Source organism: Desulfocicer niacini (assembly GCF_054657595.1).
The window spans coordinates 55,658-71,179 of the sequence record NZ_BAAHYK010000017.1 but is presented as its reverse complement, the minus strand read 5'-3'; the positions used below and the strand labels follow the sequence as shown (position 1 = coordinate 71,179).

Sequence of the window (15,522 nt, the reverse complement as noted above, 5' to 3'; positions counted from 1 at the left end):
GGTTTACTCCTTCTCTTCAGATCTTTTTCCAACACGTTTGGCAGGGATCAGTCCAGCAGGTCTGAACAGCATCATGATAATCATGGTGGCCCCGAAAACAAGCATTCGATAGGCTTCAAGCCCCCGGAACACCTCGGGCAGGGCAATAAGGGCAACAACTCCCAACATGATACCTGGAATGGAACCCATTCCCCCGAGCACCACCATGCAAAGCACCATGGCCGATTCAAGGAAGGTGAAACTTTCAGGGCTAACAAACCGCATTCTGGCGGCAAAAAAGGCACCGGCCAAACCGGCAAAAAAGGCACCCATGCCATAGGCCATAAGCTTATAAATAAACGTATTCACACCCATGAGTTCGGCTGCGGTTTCATCTTCGCGAATGGACTCCCAGGCCCTTCCAATGCGAGAAAAATTGAGTCTGTGGACGGCGATGATGGTTATAATAGCCAGGGCCAAGGCAAAATAATAAAAGAACTGAAGCTTTTTTACCCAGAAAATTTCAAAGGAAAATCCATTTTCAAACACCGGTATTAAAATGGAGATGGGCTTAACACCCAAAATACCGTTGGGGCCATTGGTAAGCGCCATCCAGTTATTGAGAATAATGCGCACAATTTCCCCAAAGCCCAGGGTGACGATGGCAAGATAATCCCCCCGCATGCGAAGGGTCGGATATCCCACAATACAGCCAGCAAGGGAGGCAAAGCAGGCGGCAAGGGGCAGGCAGATCCAGAACCCCACCCCATAGGTTACATTGAGAATGGCATAGGTATAAGCCCCCACCCCATAAAAGGCGATGTACCCGAGATCCAGCATGCCAGCAAGCCCCACAACCACATTAAGCCCCAGTCCCAGGCAGATGTAAAGCAACACATTGATGGCCACATCCGTAGCATAACGGCCGGTAAGCTGGGGATAAATAACGGCCAGCACAAACCCTACAACCAACCACACCCATGTGGGCAGGGGCGCAGCCAGGGCCATTACGTGCGTTCTTACGGCTTTAACGGGAGTGGTAATAAAATTGAGCTGTCCACCATGGTTGGCCAAATAGATCAACAGGCACCCCGATGTTCCCGCCAGAAGATAAATCCACACCGAAAAGGTTTTACCAAAGGTAAGGGTACCATCGGGATGTATTCCCAGTAAAGGCCATAAAAGCCCCAGCAGCCAGAGCATGCCGATGGCATATTGCTTCCAGATTCGTCTAAACTCTTGTATCATCGATATTCTCGCCCATAATTCCAGTTGGTTTAAAATAGAGCACCGCAATTAATATGATAAATGCGAACACATCCTTGTATTCTCCGGAAAGATAGCCAGCACCAAAGATTTCCACCATGCCGATGATCAATCCCCCCACCATGGCACCGGTAATATTTCCGATACCCCCCAGCACCGCCGCCGCAAAGGCCTTGATCCCGGGAACAAAGCCCATGTCATACCGCACCGAGCCATAATAAAGGCCCACCATGATACCCGCCGCTGCCGCAAGGCCAGCTCCGATGGCAAATGTAAGAGAAATAATCCGATTACTGCCGATTGCAACCAGCGCGGACATGGTTTTGTCCTGGGCTGTGGCCCGCATGGCCATACCGATTTTAGTCTTGAACACAAGAATATTAAGCCCGATGAGCAAAACCCCGGTGATGGAGACAATCAGCATCTGAAGATAACTGATGGTGACCATACCGCCAAAGTCAACCCCCCCCTGGAACAGTTCACTGGGATAGGCCTTGTCATACACCCCCTGGGTGAGCATTAATCCATTGGAAAGAAAAATGGACATACCCAGGGCCGACAGCAATGCCGCCAGTCGAGACTCTTTTCTCAGGGGCTTATAGGCAATTTTTTCCACACCAATGGCAAGATAGGCGCAATATGCCATGGACAAGGCAAAAGAGGCGGTCAGACAAAAAACCGGGTGGGTTTCCATGTAACCGCACCCGGCAAAATAACTTAAAAGGATAACCCCCATGTAACCACCGGCGGCAAAAAATTCACCATGGGCAAAGTTAATCAGCTGAATAACACCGTAAACCATGGTGTACCCCAAGGCAATCAGGGCATATACACCACCAAGGGTCAGCCCGTTGATCAATTGTTGTATGAAATATTCCATATTATTTGCTTTTTTATAAAAAGAAGGTTTTATTTCCGGAAGGGGTCAAGATCATAAGAGTCTATGCCCGACGTGCCCGCATCCACATTTGTGGTGCGGGCATTTCGTCCAGCATGAACTAATTCAGCAATCCTTTTTCAGGATCCCAATAGGGAACAAATTTGCCGTCAACGATTTTAAAGGCAATATAAGAAGAACCGGTATCGCCGTTGGCCCGAAATTTCACATGCTTGGAAACCCCGGCAAATTCCATCTTCATCAGTTCTGCCTTGATTTTCTCAGGTTCCGTGGAACCAGCGGCTTTTATGGCCTTTAACAGGGCTGTGGCAGAATCATAGGCATAGGTGGCATAAGCCGCAATGGGACCATACTTGGGTACATACCTCTCTTCAAATGCCTTGTATTCCGGGGTGGTGGGGTCTGTGTATCCATAGGTCAGGTAGATCCCCTCAGCCGCATCCTTTGCAACTTCCATGAATTTAGGCTGAAACATGGCATCCTGGGTAACAATCTGGGATTTAACACCTAGCCGTTTGGCCTGGATAGCCATCATGGAACCCGGTGAAAATCCCTGGAGAGACATGTAAAGAATGTCGGCATCGGCTTCTTTAGCCATGGTCAGTATGGCGGAAAAATCCTTGTCGCCCTGGTTGACATGTTCGTGGGCCACAACTTTAATACCCAGCTCGTTACAGCTTTTCTTCACGCCGTCAGCAAGCCCCTGGGAATAGGTGGTTTTATCATCCACAATAAAAATTGTCTTGGCGTTGAGGGATTCTTTCATGAAGCGTGCAGAGGCCGGGGCCTGATCATCGTCTCTGCCGCACATTCTGAACATATAGGGCAGCCCCCTGTCTGTCACTTTTTCATTGGTGGAGGCAGGGGTGATCATGGGAATATTTTCTTCATCAAGGGTGGTGGAGGCAGGAATGGTTGAAGAGGAGCAATAGGCACCGATGACACCCGCGACTTCCAGGTTGATGAGTTTGTTGGCGGCGGCAACGGCCTGGCGTGGATCACATGCGGTGTCCTGGGCATGAAGTTCAATCTTGTCATACCCCGGAATCCCGCCTGCTTCTTCAAACACTTCAATGGCGGTGAGAACACCGTTTTTAATGTCCGTTCCATCGGATGCATAGGGACCGGTCAGAGGACTCATGGAACCGATGTTCAGGGTTTTGGCTGATGCCGTGGTTAACATAAAAGGAACCACCATCATGCCCAAAATCAACAGTGCAAAGTTTTTCTTTCTCATCCTGATTCTCCTTATCGTTTCTGTTGTTATCGCAACCTTCAAAGGCAGGCAGAACCGATCCGATCGCTTTATTATCAAATAACACATGGAGTTTTGAATGCAGCTCTCGGACAAATCCGTCATCGTCAAAGGTTGGGTTATTATGTAGCCGGTTGCCCCAGATACGCTTCAATTACCTTTGGGTCATTCTGAATTTCCTGGGAAGTCCCTTCTGCAATCTTAACGCCATGGTCAACGCAGATAATACGGTCACACACGCCCATAACCACTTTCATATCATGCTCTACCAAAAGCACTTCAATACCAAGATCCGAAATACGCGAAATATCTTTCATCAGCTCCGAACTCTCGGAAGGATTCATGCCAGCGGCGGGTTCGTCTAAAAGTAAAACTTTGGGGTCAGAGGCAATGGCTCTTGCGATTTCAAGTCGCCGCTGCAAGCCATAGGGAAGATTTGATGCCACCGTGTCTGCGAATTCACCCACCCCCATGAAGTCAAGCGCCTGCTGTCCTTTTTTCCGAATGGCCCGCTCTTCCTGCCTCTGGGAACGACTTCTGAACAAGGCACTTACAATCCCCTTAGTGGAACGGCAATGCCTTGCAACCATGGTATTCTCCACGGCAGTCATATTGGAAAACAAACGAATATTTTGAAAGGTCCTTGCAACTCCCCGGGAAAAGATCTCATGGGGACGATGCCCGAGAATACTTTTTCCATCAAACAGGACATCTCCATTTGTTGCCTGATACACCCCGGTCAACACGTTGAAAACCGTTGTTTTTCCAGCACCATTGGGACCAATCAAGCCCACTATTTCGCCAGATTTAATGGAAAAGCTCAAATCAGACAAGGCAGAAAGTCCACCAAATTTCACAGTAATATTTTTCAATTCTAATTGTGACATGAGTTCAAACCGTTCGCTAAATGGATTCATCGACGATGCAGAGGGCTGGCACCACGATAGCTCAATACTGTTATCACCTGCAGGTAAAGAAAGAGGATACGTCGCCTTTTTACAGGTTTAAAGGCCCCATTATCACCCCTCCTTATAATATCAAAAAAAATCCCTTTGGGATATCTGGGGATGGCACAAAAAGAATGGCCTGATGAAAATGGGGAGGTGTCAGGCTTGCATTATTGATACTTATGATCAAATTATTCCTTTAAACACAAGCAATTACCTGAAACCTGATAAAAATCGCAGCCTATAATGACACGGGCTTGAATTCATTGGCCCAGCACTTATAATTATTGGCTGATGTTACGACCGACACCATATAAGTCTATGGCATCCCATATCTTTGCATATAGCATTGATAAGTATCTGCTTTTTCAAAACCTGTCAATAAAAACTTTTCATACCACAGGTATTTCAGTCTTAACATTAATTATTGACTATTGAATTTTTTATTTATATAACTCAACACTCAAGTATATTCTCTTCACTTGAAAAATATTAGGGAGGGGTCAGACGTTTTGTTTCTGGCATACCAAGGTGGACAAAGGTTCAGGTTACATATTAATCTGGTCCCGACCCCATTTGGCCAGCTTTACCCCCCCCTTCCGATAACCCAAGGACATACTGATGAATACAGCCATATATGAAACCATTAAATCCCGGATACTCTTTCTGGAATATGCCCCCGGTGCCATCCTCAACGAGAACACCCTGTGCAAAGAATTTGATGTCAGCCGCACCCCCCTTCGCGAGGTGCTCAATCAGCTTCAGAATGAAAATCTGATTCGGATATTTCCCCGAATGGGTACCATGGTCACCGAGCTTGAATTTCAGCAGATGATGAATGCACTGCAGGTCAGGGGAGAGATAGAAGGGTTGCTGGGAAAACTTGCCGCAGAAGAGATAACAGAACAGCATCTGGAGGAATTACGAAAAATACAGAAGGCCTGCAGCAACCTGGAAGCTAATAAAAACAAGAAAAAATTGGTACAGCTGGATTATGATTTCAGGCAGGTTTTATACGCCGCATCCAAAAACAATGTCCTGAACCGACTGGCACAGTCGCTGTATGAACTGACCCTGAGGCTGTGGGTCATTACCATGGACAAGGGGGGCTGGAAAGAAGAAGTGCACTTCATTGCCAAAGAAATGGAAGATTTAACCGATGCGCTGGCCCGGAGAGATTCTGGAAAAGCGGCGCAACTGAAAAAAGACTTCTTAACTTTTCATTACGATAGAATCAGCAAGAAATTTCTGGGGACCATTTGATCCCGGCATCAGGCAGGGAGCACATCAGACCGCCAGATTAAAGACTTCTGAAAAATAATAAGGCCGCCATGCATCAAAAACTGCATGGCGGCCTTGTCATCTTTGTATAAACTCACATGACCTGGCGGACACAACAAGGCATGAAACGCGATAACAGAGGCGACCGGGGCAGGTGCCTACTGCCATGTGGGTTATATTCAATATCCAGATTTTCGCCCTAGCTATTCGTTTAACAACAGCAAAAAAATGGCACAGACTGAATCAGTGGTGGTCCCCACCACCTTTCCCTGCCATGGTATCCATAATGGTTTTAAAAATGCACCAAGTCATTCCAAGGCTCAGGATAATAATGGTGTACCACATTCCGCCAAAGAAAAGAAAATGACCGGCATCCCAGGCCCACTCAAAGCAATTTGGCAACATATTAATGTCTCCTACGTATTAAGGCAATTTTTTTGTCTAAGAATAATCAGCCTGCATGATTTTTTCATCTATCTTCCGGGTTGGACCTTCCCACACATAGAAATCACAATGCACGGGAAAGCCCGACAGGAATACCAAATAAAAAGTCAGCACAGACGTAATTATATTTTTATCCGGCAATTAATCGCCCGGGGTCAATCCAATTTATTTCTCAGCAGATAATTCCTTCTCCTGGGGAAATACCGGCAGATACCGATAAGCCAGAGACAGAAGAATAACGCCATAGGCAACGGGCAGAATGGTGGTGGCCACTTCCTGCCAGCTGGGAATGTAAAGTGCCCAGGTATCAAAGCTCATCACCGGCACCGCCATGACCTGAAGCACCATGACCCAGCGATTGAGGCAGACTCCCAGAACGCCCAGAATAATGGCCAGAAGCAGCAGCCGGGAATTTTCTCTATACTTCTTAGTGATGAGAATAACCGCTGGCACAATGCCGCCCAGAACGATTTCAGCAAATAGAATCCAGATGCCGTAAAAGGCATTGTCCGTATAAAAATCCATCACCGAAAATCCAAGGGAAGGTGCGGTCACGAAAATCCAGTACAGGGTATCAATGATTTTGGCCACAATATAGGTGGTGATCATCCAGCCGGAAATTTTGGCCAATAGATAGATGACATTGTCCTTGACCAACTTTTTCCGGGTAATTCCCTCCACCATCTTTGCCACAAGCAGGGTAAAGCACGGCCCATAGGCAGCGGCTGACCAAGTGAACAGAAAAAAGGTCCAGGGCCAGATAAGAAGTCCTTCCCGGAAGGCAAAGGGTCTTCCGTAAAGAACACCTGCCACGCCACCAAGGGAGCCCTGATGGAAGCAGGAAAGAAAGGCACCTGTAGCGGCAAAAACGGCCATGGCACCGTGCATGTTGTGGCTTAAGTTATGAAAAAATGGAACCTTATCCACCTGACGATTTTCCAGAATCAGTGGAATGAACTCAATGGTCAACACACTGAAATAAAGAGACAGGCAGAAGGCCACTTCGGTGAGCATGGAATGCACATTGGCATGCCAGAAAATAAACCAGCCACGAAGGGGTTGCCCAATATCAATGGCCAGGATCAGAAGTGCAGAACTGTAGCAGATAAACCCGATGACAACGGCCAGATTAATAATATTTTTCAATTCGTCAATGCCAAGCACATATTTCAACAGACCGGTGAAAAAGGCCCCGCCGCCAATGGCAATGACGGCAAGATCCGCCCAGATCCACAAGGCAAATCCATAATAGTCATTCATGTTGGTCTGGTTCAAGCCTTTAAGCCAGCACAGCCCCATGGCATAAACGCCCCACAGCACGATTACACCAACCACCGCGATCCCGGTGGCAAACACAGGGAACGGACAGCGGTTTGCGCCCTTAGGTATTAATGCAGAATCCATATCTATTTACTCCTAACTGATGGTTGGTTATTCATGACCCTTGGTTTGCTTCATCTTTGCCTTTTCCCATTCGCCGTCCAGGTAATTGTCCCCGGCTTTGCGAACCCATTCCCGTTCGGAGATATAATATACCTTGGGATTGGTCTGCAGTCGCTCCAAAAGCCGGAAAGCCTTGGGATTTCGGGGACGGCCACAATGATGGGGATCAGGATTCACCAGCTGATGAACCGCATGATCGGGATTGTTCAGATCTCCAAAGGTGATGGCACCGGCAGGACAGGCCTGGGTACACGCCGTCTGATATTCTTCCTCGGCGACGGTTTCCCTTTCTTCAAGATAGGCTTTGTCCTTTGCAGCCTGGTAACGATGAAAGCAGAAGCTGCATTTTTCAACAACCCCCCGCATGCGGGGAGAGACATCGGGGCTGAGATATTCTTCCATGCCTTCGGGCCATTTGGGATCCCACCAGTTGAAAAAGCGGGCATGGTAGGGACAGGCACCCATGCAGTAACGGCAGCCAAAGCACCGGGTATAAATCTGGCTGACAATACCGGTGCCATGGTCATAATCGGTGGCCGTGGCCGGACACACCGACACACAGGGGGAATGTCCATGATCGCCCTTGCCGCCACAGTGCATGCAAGGCCGTGGCAGATAACAGATATCGGTATCGGGGAAGGGTTTTTCATTGGTCAGCTTGTACACCCGCATCCAGGTGATGCTGTCTTTTTTATTTGATTCATCTTCTTTAAATGGAACGTTATTCTCAGACATGCACGCCACCATGCAGGACCCGCAGCCGGTGCATTTGTCCAGATCAATCACCATTCCAAATTTATGCGCATTTCCGTGATTTTGTTGTGTCATCAGAACCTCTTTAGCAATTTATCCACATCTTTTGTTGAAAACCGCCCGGTCTTCCGGGCCAATGGTTTTCATGGCTTTAGTCCAGGAAATTTTCCTGGAAAACGTCTGCTTCAGAAATGCCCATCAGACCCTGGAAAGCTTCGCCCGGATTCCCCAGGCGGCATCCAGACCGGATATGGCATCCATGACAGGCCCCACAAGTTCATTTACATTGACACCTTTACCACCGACATAACGGTTTTCCGCCATGGCATGACCAAGGCCCTGGGCCATGGCTATCACTCCAGGCATAATGCCGTCACACAGATTCACCTTCACAGTGGCGCTGGCCACGGGGGTTGTGATCACCACATCATCTCCCTGGGAAAACCCAAGGGCATCTGCGGTTTCCGGATTGACGTCAACAAAGCTGTAGGTTCCCTTAAGAACTGTATCAGACACTGTTTTCACGGCAAAGGGAGAGGCTGCCACCTGACGGCTCAAACGGATATTATCCACGGGGATCAATACCAGGGGATAGGCTTTTTCTTCTCCTGCAGCCCCAATAGCAGCGGCATCCTTTAACAGCAATGAAAAATCCACCCGGGGAAGATCTTTAACCAGGGAGACGGGATCTTTCATGACAACGCCCTCCTCGGAAAGGGACTTCCACACAGGTGTCTTTACCGCTTCAAGGCAGGCATCATAACTTTCCCAGGGAAAACTTGCAGCAACGGAACCTTCCATGGCTCCTGCCAGAGACAATACGCTGTCACCGGGATGGCGGGTATCGAAAATGGGGTCAACCATGGGGGTGGACAATGCAGTGATGTCCAGGGGAAGGGTGTTAGAAAGCACAACATCCTCACGCCGTTCAAGGAACATGTGGCTGGGAAGCACCACTGATGCAAGCTGGGTGGTTTCGTCCATGTAGGAAGAGAAACTGATCACCAGGGGAATTTTCTTTACGGCTTCGGTGACGGCCTTTGCATTTTTCAAGGTATGACAGGGATTGGCATTATAGACAAGCAATGCCTCCACCGGACTTGTTTTTGATGCCATCACCTTGTCCATTAAAGCGTCAACGGTATTTTTTTCGGAAAATCTGGCCTTGGCAAAACCATCGGTGGCCATGCCATCCATCTCAATGGCGGGCCATACTTCACCGGGATCTTTATCCATGAGCCACAGCCCCCCCGGTGCATTGATGTTACCGGCAAGGCAGTTCAGGGCGTACACGGCAGCAAATTCGCGCATGCTTCCGGCGGTATCTCCCCGGCCCCTTCCGGCAATGGCAAGGGGTTTTTCAGCATCGGCAAAGGCCATGGCCAGTTTTTGGATGACGCCCACGTCTATGCCGGTGGTCCGTGCCACCTTGGCAGGGGCATAGGTATCTTTTACCATGGTGGCAAAGGCAGCAAAGGACTTGTCATCCGCCTTAACGCCTTCGGCATCATAGCGTCCCAAGGTGATTAGGATACCGCAGATAGCAAGGGCAAGGTCGGCTTCTGTGCCCGGTTTTGCCGGAACCCATTGATCGGCAGCTGCAGCGGTATTGGACAGCCGGGGTTCAACCTGGATCAATTTAGCTCCGCTGGTTTTTCTCTGGGCATTAACGTGAAAATTATATATGGGTGCCCCCCAGCCCTCTATGAATCCGGTGCCGAAGCTTAAAATCAGATCACTGTTTTTCAGATCAAATCCCACCTCGGCATTAACGCCGTTGACGGCATCAAAGGTGGCGCGCCAGGTTTTTTCCATGGTATCCATGGTGTAGTAGTTATTGGATCCAAGAACGGTTATCAGGCGTTTAAAAAGCCCGGGAACAGTGCCCCGGTCATTTTCGGTGACGCAGGCTATGGCATTGGACTTACCGGCCTTTCTGACGGCAGCAAGGGCCTTTGCCGCATGGGCCAGAGCCTCTTCCCAGGTGGCTTTTTTCCAGGCACCATCTATTTTAATCAGGGGGGATTGAATCCGGGAAGGATCATACAGATACTGCAACGCAGAAAGCCCGTGCAGGCACACACCACCCCCATTGACAGGGTCTCCTTCGGTTCCTTCTATTTTTACCGGACGTCCATCTATTTTTCTGACGCTGATCCCACAGTTGCCGGCGCACAGACTGCACACCGTATTTTCAAATGTCACTTCTCCATCGGTGGGAACAGGGGTCCACGGCCAGTTCTGGGTCCAGATGGATGAATCATCCATAAGTTTCCAGGTTGCCGGAGATACGGCCACACCAGCAGCTGCGCCAAGTCCCAGTCCCAAGAAGCTTCTTCTATCTACTTTCATAGGTTATATACCTCAATAAAGTTTAAAGCGTTCCAACGCAAAGGCAATTGTCTATTTATGACATTGAAAACATGCGCCCTTGCTTCCTGTTTCTTTTTCATGACATTCTGCACAGTCATCCATTTTCATACGGTCCCAGGAGTTCTTTTTAAACCCCCAAATGTTTTTACCCCAGATGTCCCGGCTGTATCCGGTGATCCTGTTTTCTTCATAGGGTTTACAGGTGGTGGATTCACCAATGTTTCCATGGCAGGAAACACAATCCATCTGGGCACCCACCACATGGGCCGAATGGGAGAAAAAGACACAGTCCGGCTGCTCGGAATACACCAGCCATGGCACTTCTTTTTCCTTTTCCACATACTCTGCAATGAAAATGGCTTCATCTTCGGTTTCGCCCATGGCTTCGGCATGGCACTCCACACACTGGGAAAGCTTGGGAAGACCTGCGAAACTGCCATCTTCGCGGAAATAGTGACAGGAGTCACACCCGCCCATTTCCGACACATGCAGGGCATGATCAAAATTAAAGGGTTGCTCTTTTTTTGAATAAAGCAGGTTGGGAAACAGCAACCACCCCGATAGAAAGCAGACAGCAAAGGCTGCAATAAAAAAGAGGACCCCTGTTCCAACGCCGGAATCCCCTTCTGCCTTCTGGTCTTCAGATCCGCCCAACTCCAGGGCATCTGCAGAACCTTTTTCAGTTTTCTCTTCTAATTCGCTCATGAAAACCCCATCAATTAAATTGTTGATGCAACACACACCAGTTGTGCCGGATGACACATCCATCCGGCATCATATCTACGCTGTGAAAGGTATTTCATACCCGCTTCACAGTCACTTCCACAAAACAGTTTTTCAACCGATCAAATAACGTTAATCTATATTAAGAACTGTATTTGTTGTCAAGATAAAATCCTAAGCATAACTGTGGAGCCCGGGCAGCAGGTTGACGCCAAAATAGGTAAACAGCACCGCCATGAATCCCACAATGGAGACCCATGCAATCTGTTTTCCACTCCAGCCCCGCATCATTCTCAGATGAAGCAGCGTGGCATAGATAAGCCAGGTAATCAACGACCAAGTCTCTTTGGGATCCCAGGACCAGTAAGTTCCCCAGGCAGAGTTGGCCCACACCGCCCCGGTGATGATACCAATGGAGAGAAACAGAAAGCCGAACATGACCATCTGATGGGTCAATTCGTCAATGAGGCCAAGGGATGGCAGCCTTGCTGCCAGGCCACCTGCCTTGGGGTCTGCGGGTTTTACAAGGTACATGATGCTGAAGCCAAAGGCCACGGCAAAACCGGCATACCCCAGAAAACAGGTGATCACATGGGCAATGAGCCAGTTGCTTTTCAGGGCCGGGATAAGCGGGGTAATTCGGTCCCCGATGGAGGGAGACAAAGAGGCATATGCAATGGCCAGAAAAATTAAAGGCGTGGCAAATACACCAATGATCCGTTCGCGATATTTAAATTCCACAAAGATATAAAGTGCTGCCACAGTCCAGGAAAAAAAAACCAGGGATTCGTACATGTTGGAAAACGGTGCATGGCCATACCCCATCTGGTAAGATTCAATCCACCGCATGGCAATTCCCAGGGTATTTCCCATAAAACCGGCAATCAGGACATATAATCCCACCTTTGCCATGATTTCCTTTTTAAAAGTCCAAGCACCGATGTAAAGTACCGAAACAAAGGCATAGATAAATGTGACCACAGACAAAAGCATGGAACTGTTCATTATTTAATATCCTTAATTTTTTCTGCAAGTTTTTCAATTTTAAGCTTCATTCCCTGGGGATTTCGGTGGGAGGTTCCCGCCACCATGACTGCACAGGCATTTCCTGCACCCCTGGTAATGTAGATACAACTGGTCTGGTGGGACATGAAAAAGGTGATCCAGCAACCGGCAATCATGAGGAGGAACCCCAAATAGACATACCACACCCCGGGGTCTTTGTTTACCTGAAGGCCTGTATAATATTGCTTGTCAAAGCCATCGACCTCAAAAGCAAACTGCCCCTGTCGCATTTTATCAAATGTGGGAAATCTCACCGATATAAAAATATCTGTTTCCGGCCCAGCATTCGGAATAAGACGTCCCACAAATCCCTCTCCAAGGTTATGTCCCCGGAACGGATAATCGTTGACAAAGCGATCCATCACCAGCTTTCCACCGGATTCAGGAAGGGTAAGTGCCTCGTTAAAGGAGAGCGTATGTTCGTAGGTCATTCCGCTGTCTTTACTGGTATACTTCAAATGAACGTTGGTGGCCGAGGCCGTGCCGTAGCTGGACTGATAAAAACTGATTCCCCGATATCGCAGGGGATCATTGACGATGACATCCCTTGTCAGGATCTCTTTTCCGCCATCAATGATGGTCAGGCTGGATTTAAACTCTTTGGGTTGCCCGGTGTCATAGAAACTTACGGAAAAATCATTGCATCGCACGGAAAACCCCAGCGTAATGTGTTCATGCTGGCCTTTCCTGGCTTCGATGGTATCGGCGGCTTCACCTTCCGCAATATTAACAAACCCCTTGAACCCCCAAAGGCCGCCGATCACCGCACCTGCAAGCATGAAAAGAATGCTCAGGTGCACCACATAAACCCCCAGGCGGGTCCAGCGCCCCTTTTCTGAAAAAAGAGCAACGCCATCGTCTGTTTCCTGAAGAATCACCGGCCCCATGGCTCTTTCCATGAGACTGTCACAGGCTTTTTGAAGGGCTCCGGCCTCATTTACAACTTCAAATCTATGGGCTGTGTCCATACCCTGGAACCGATTCAAATTAAATGAGACTTTGGCAGGAAAGATAATCTTCCAGGTGCGCTGAAGCCTGTCAATGGAACAGACTATGATATTAAGGGCCAAAAGTCCCATGAGCAGGAGAAACCACCAGGAGTGGTACATATCGATGATGTTTAATCCACGAAAAAGAGAGAAAAAAACTTCTCCATATTTTTGAAGATAAAAGGCTTGGGATGCATTTTGTGGAATCAACGTTCCGATGACAGAGGTTGCTGCAAGCATGAGCAGCACAAACACTGTCAGTTTCACTGAGGTAAAAAATTGCCAGATCTTATTGTTAGATCCGATCTTTTTCTTTTTACGGGTCATACCAGATTTGTCCTTAAATTCTATTTAAATTGTGTGTTCACCGTACCGAATACTGACAGCACAAGATTCCATCGGTGACAGAGGATGTCAAACCAACCGCCCGGGCTCATAAAAGTCACACTGGTTAGTGATTATTGGCTGGTAGGGATGATGGTAAAATCCACCCTTTATATCAAATTCACCATGCAAGCGCAAAACCTTTTCAAGATCCATGAAATTCCCTTTATTTATGCACCTCCTCCATTAAATTCTTGACACATCAGAAGCATAAAGTTAAATTACACATATTACACGGGTTCGGGGCAAGAAAAACTATCTGCTTCGGAACCCCAATCAGTCAGGTTGTAAAGCCTGAAAGGATGTCAACATCCCACACCCCAAGAGAATCAGAAGAAATACAACCAGAAATTTTTAAAAGGAGGAATTTCATGGAAAAACGTATTATCAAAGGACTTATCGTTTTTATATCGTTGGTGTTCATGGTTGGCTGTGCTGCCCAGGGCCCCACGACATCAACACCCGCGTTCTCACCCGTTAAAATAAATGCAGCCAACTATGATGCAAAGGTGAAAAATTTTGTTGTTATTCTGGATGCATCAAGTTCCATGACAGGAACCTGCAAGGGCACCGACAAATATATTCTTGCCACTGATCTGGTTTCCAGATTCAATCAGACCCTTCCCGAAATGGGACAGACTGCCGGTTTACGCACCTTTGGAAACAATAAGTCCATGTCCACCAAACTTCAGTACGGCATGGCAACTTATTCCACTGCCGATTTTGATAAAGGCCTGAAAAAAATAAATAACATTGGTGGTTTTACCCCCATGGCCAAGGCCATTAACGCTGCAGGCATGGATCTGGACAAAGCAGAAGGCAAAACAGCCATTATCATCGTCAGTGACGGCCTGCAGACCGCTGGCAGCGCCACTGCAGCCGCCCAGGCCCTTAAAGATAAATTTGGAAAATCTTTGTGCATTTATCCTGTCCTCATCGGAGATTCTGGATCCGGCATGGACCTGATGAAAAAACTTGCCGAAATCGGGGAATGTGGCTCATTTTCCCAGGGTGAAGCTCTCATGTCCGGTGCAAGTATGGCCACCTTTGTCAAAAAGGAATTTCTCACCAAAAAAGCTGCTCCCGCAGCAGCACCCAAAGACAGTGACAACGATGGCGTAATCGACGATAAAGATCTCTGCCCTGATACCCCTGCAGGTGTTGTGGTGGACGAGAATGGTTGTCCCCTTGACACAGATAAAGACGGCGTCTACGATTACATGGATAAATGCCCGGGAACACCCCTTGGAGCCAAGGTCAATGCCCAGGGCTGCTGGGTACTTGGATCTTTACTCTTTGATTTTGATGAAGCCGTCATTAAACCGGCTGGCTTTGCAGAACTCGACAACGTCATGGCAATCTTAAAGAAAAACCCTGCCATGACCATTACTCTAATGGGTCACACGGACAATGTAGGGACTGCTGCCTACAACAAGAAACTGTCCATCAAACGTGCCAATGCCGCCAAGGATTACCTTGTCAACAAGGGTGTCAGCGCCGGTCGCATCTCCTGTGAAGGATATGGTTTCAGCCAGCCAGTGGCCACCAACAAAACCGACTTCGGTCGTTCCTTGAACCGGCGTGTGGAAATCAAACCCAAAAAATAAGACCCCATTGACAGTGGTTATCTTCCTGCTTTCTTTTTAACGGCTCGAGGGTGTGTGACATTTTGATTTACCTGACACAGTCAGTCCACCTACAGGCCGACAAGGCAAGATAGCC

At 48.1% G+C, this 15,522-nt stretch carries 13 protein-coding genes; 3 read left to right on the top strand and 10 right to left on the bottom strand.

The annotated features are described in order from the left end of the window. Positions 1-3: 3 nt before the first annotated feature. The 4 genes from ACYQ2M_RS10975 to ACYQ2M_RS10960 all read right to left on the bottom strand — a co-directional run bounded on the left by ACYQ2M_RS10975 (position 4) and on the right by ACYQ2M_RS10960 (position 4,285). Complete coding sequence (locus ACYQ2M_RS10975; RefSeq protein ID WP_459916384.1) at positions 4-1,227, bottom strand: ABC transporter permease subunit; 1,224 nt, start codon at positions 1,225-1,227, stop codon at positions 4-6. Further along, entirely contained in the window at positions 1,211-2,125 is a 915-nt protein-coding gene (locus ACYQ2M_RS10970; protein ID WP_459916383.1) for a branched-chain amino acid ABC transporter permease, read from the bottom strand. Before ACYQ2M_RS10970 ends, ACYQ2M_RS10975 begins: the two co-directional genes overlap by 17 nt. 118 nt (positions 2,126-2,243) lie before the next feature. Continuing rightward, positions 2,244-3,380, bottom strand: coding sequence for a branched-chain amino acid ABC transporter substrate-binding protein (locus tag ACYQ2M_RS10965; RefSeq protein ID WP_459916382.1), 1,137 nt, complete (start codon positions 3,378-3,380; stop codon positions 2,244-2,246). Positions 3,381-3,520: 140 nt separating this feature from the next. Further along, a complete protein-coding gene (locus ACYQ2M_RS10960) occupies positions 3,521-4,285 on the bottom strand; it encodes an ABC transporter ATP-binding protein (RefSeq protein ID WP_459916381.1) in 765 nt (254 codons plus the stop codon). Between the two features lie 681 nt (positions 4,286-4,966). Here ACYQ2M_RS10960 and ACYQ2M_RS10955 point away from each other — a divergent pair. Both ACYQ2M_RS10955 and ACYQ2M_RS10950 read left to right on the top strand, forming a co-directional pair. Further along, on the top strand, positions 4,967-5,608 hold the full coding sequence (locus ACYQ2M_RS10955; protein ID WP_459916380.1) for a GntR family transcriptional regulator: 642 nt from the start codon (positions 4,967-4,969) through the stop codon (positions 5,606-5,608). A gap of 246 nt (positions 5,609-5,854) precedes the next feature. After that, entirely contained in the window at positions 5,855-6,253 is a 399-nt protein-coding gene (locus tag ACYQ2M_RS10950) for a hypothetical protein (RefSeq protein ID WP_459916379.1), read from the top strand. On the opposite strand, the gene qrcD is transcribed toward ACYQ2M_RS10950, so the two are convergent. From qrcD to resB, 6 genes are all read right to left on the bottom strand, one after another. After that, the gene (gene qrcD, locus ACYQ2M_RS10945; RefSeq protein ID WP_459916378.1) at positions 6,236-7,474 is read right to left on the bottom strand and encodes a menaquinone reductase integral membrane subunit QrcD; all 1,239 of its coding nucleotides are present in this window, start codon (positions 7,472-7,474) and stop codon (positions 6,236-6,238) included. The two genes, ACYQ2M_RS10950 and qrcD, sit on opposite strands and share 18 nt — an antisense overlap. 27 nt (positions 7,475-7,501) lie before the next feature. Beyond that, positions 7,502-8,341: a menaquinone reductase iron-sulfur cluster-binding subunit QrcC gene (gene qrcC, locus ACYQ2M_RS10940; protein ID WP_459916377.1), complete on the bottom strand. Its 840-nt coding sequence runs from the start codon at positions 8,339-8,341 to the stop codon at positions 7,502-7,504. Positions 8,342-8,464: 123 nt separating this feature from the next. Next, on the bottom strand, positions 8,465-10,618 hold the full coding sequence (gene qrcB / locus ACYQ2M_RS10935; RefSeq protein WP_459916376.1) for a menaquinone reductase molybdopterin-binding-like subunit QrcB: 2,154 nt from the start codon (positions 10,616-10,618) through the stop codon (positions 8,465-8,467). A 51-nt stretch (positions 10,619-10,669) separates the two neighbouring features. Beyond that, the gene (gene qrcA / locus ACYQ2M_RS10930; protein ID WP_459916375.1) at positions 10,670-11,344 is read right to left on the bottom strand and encodes a menaquinone reductase multiheme cytochrome c subunit QrcA; all 675 of its coding nucleotides are present in this window, start codon (positions 11,342-11,344) and stop codon (positions 10,670-10,672) included. A gap of 192 nt (positions 11,345-11,536) precedes the next feature. Next, the gene (ccsB, locus tag ACYQ2M_RS10925; protein ID WP_459916374.1) at positions 11,537-12,367 is read right to left on the bottom strand and encodes a c-type cytochrome biogenesis protein CcsB; all 831 of its coding nucleotides are present in this window, start codon (positions 12,365-12,367) and stop codon (positions 11,537-11,539) included. After that, positions 12,367-13,743: a cytochrome c biogenesis protein ResB gene (gene resB / locus ACYQ2M_RS10920; RefSeq protein WP_459916373.1), complete on the bottom strand. Its 1,377-nt coding sequence runs from the start codon at positions 13,741-13,743 to the stop codon at positions 12,367-12,369. The genes ccsB and resB overlap by 1 nt, the downstream gene beginning before the upstream one ends. A 428-nt stretch (positions 13,744-14,171) precedes the next feature. Here resB and ACYQ2M_RS10915 point away from each other — a divergent pair, with 428 nt between their 5' ends. Next, a complete protein-coding gene (locus ACYQ2M_RS10915; RefSeq protein WP_459916372.1) occupies positions 14,172-15,407 on the top strand; it encodes an OmpA family protein in 1,236 nt (411 codons plus the stop codon). Positions 15,408-15,522: the final 115 nt, after the last annotated feature.

What these genes read in the sequence shown, in the direction of transcription:
- ACYQ2M_RS10975 (WP_459916384.1), bottom strand. Translation starts at nt 1,227, where the DNA reads ATGATACAAGAGTTTAGACGAATCTGGAAGCAATATGCCATCGGCATG.
- ACYQ2M_RS10970 (WP_459916383.1), bottom strand. Translation starts at nt 2,125, where the DNA reads ATGGAATATTTCATACAACAATTGATCAACGGGCTGACCCTTGGTGGT.
- ACYQ2M_RS10965 (WP_459916382.1), bottom strand. Translation starts at nt 3,380, where the DNA reads ATGAGAAAGAAAAACTTTGCACTGTTGATTTTGGGCATGATGGTGGTT.
- ACYQ2M_RS10960 (WP_459916381.1), bottom strand. Translation starts at nt 4,285, where the DNA reads ATGTCACAATTAGAATTGAAAAATATTACTGTGAAATTTGGTGGACTT.
- ACYQ2M_RS10955 (WP_459916380.1), top strand. Translation starts at nt 4,967, where the DNA reads ATGAATACAGCCATATATGAAACCATTAAATCCCGGATACTCTTTCTG.
- ACYQ2M_RS10950 (WP_459916379.1), top strand. Translation starts at nt 5,855, where the DNA reads ATGGCACAGACTGAATCAGTGGTGGTCCCCACCACCTTTCCCTGCCAT.
- qrcD (WP_459916378.1), bottom strand. Translation starts at nt 7,474, where the DNA reads ATGGATTCTGCATTAATACCTAAGGGCGCAAACCGCTGTCCGTTCCCT.
- qrcC (WP_459916377.1), bottom strand. Translation starts at nt 8,341, where the DNA reads ATGACACAACAAAATCACGGAAATGCGCATAAATTTGGAATGGTGATT.
- qrcB (WP_459916376.1), bottom strand. Translation starts at nt 10,618, where the DNA reads ATGAAAGTAGATAGAAGAAGCTTCTTGGGACTGGGACTTGGCGCAGCT.
- qrcA (WP_459916375.1), bottom strand. Translation starts at nt 11,344, where the DNA reads ATGAGCGAATTAGAAGAGAAAACTGAAAAAGGTTCTGCAGATGCCCTG.
- ccsB (WP_459916374.1), bottom strand. Translation starts at nt 12,367, where the DNA reads ATGAACAGTTCCATGCTTTTGTCTGTGGTCACATTTATCTATGCCTTT.
- resB (WP_459916373.1), bottom strand. Translation starts at nt 13,743, where the DNA reads ATGACCCGTAAAAAGAAAAAGATCGGATCTAACAATAAGATCTGGCAA.
- ACYQ2M_RS10915 (WP_459916372.1), top strand. Translation starts at nt 14,172, where the DNA reads ATGGAAAAACGTATTATCAAAGGACTTATCGTTTTTATATCGTTGGTG.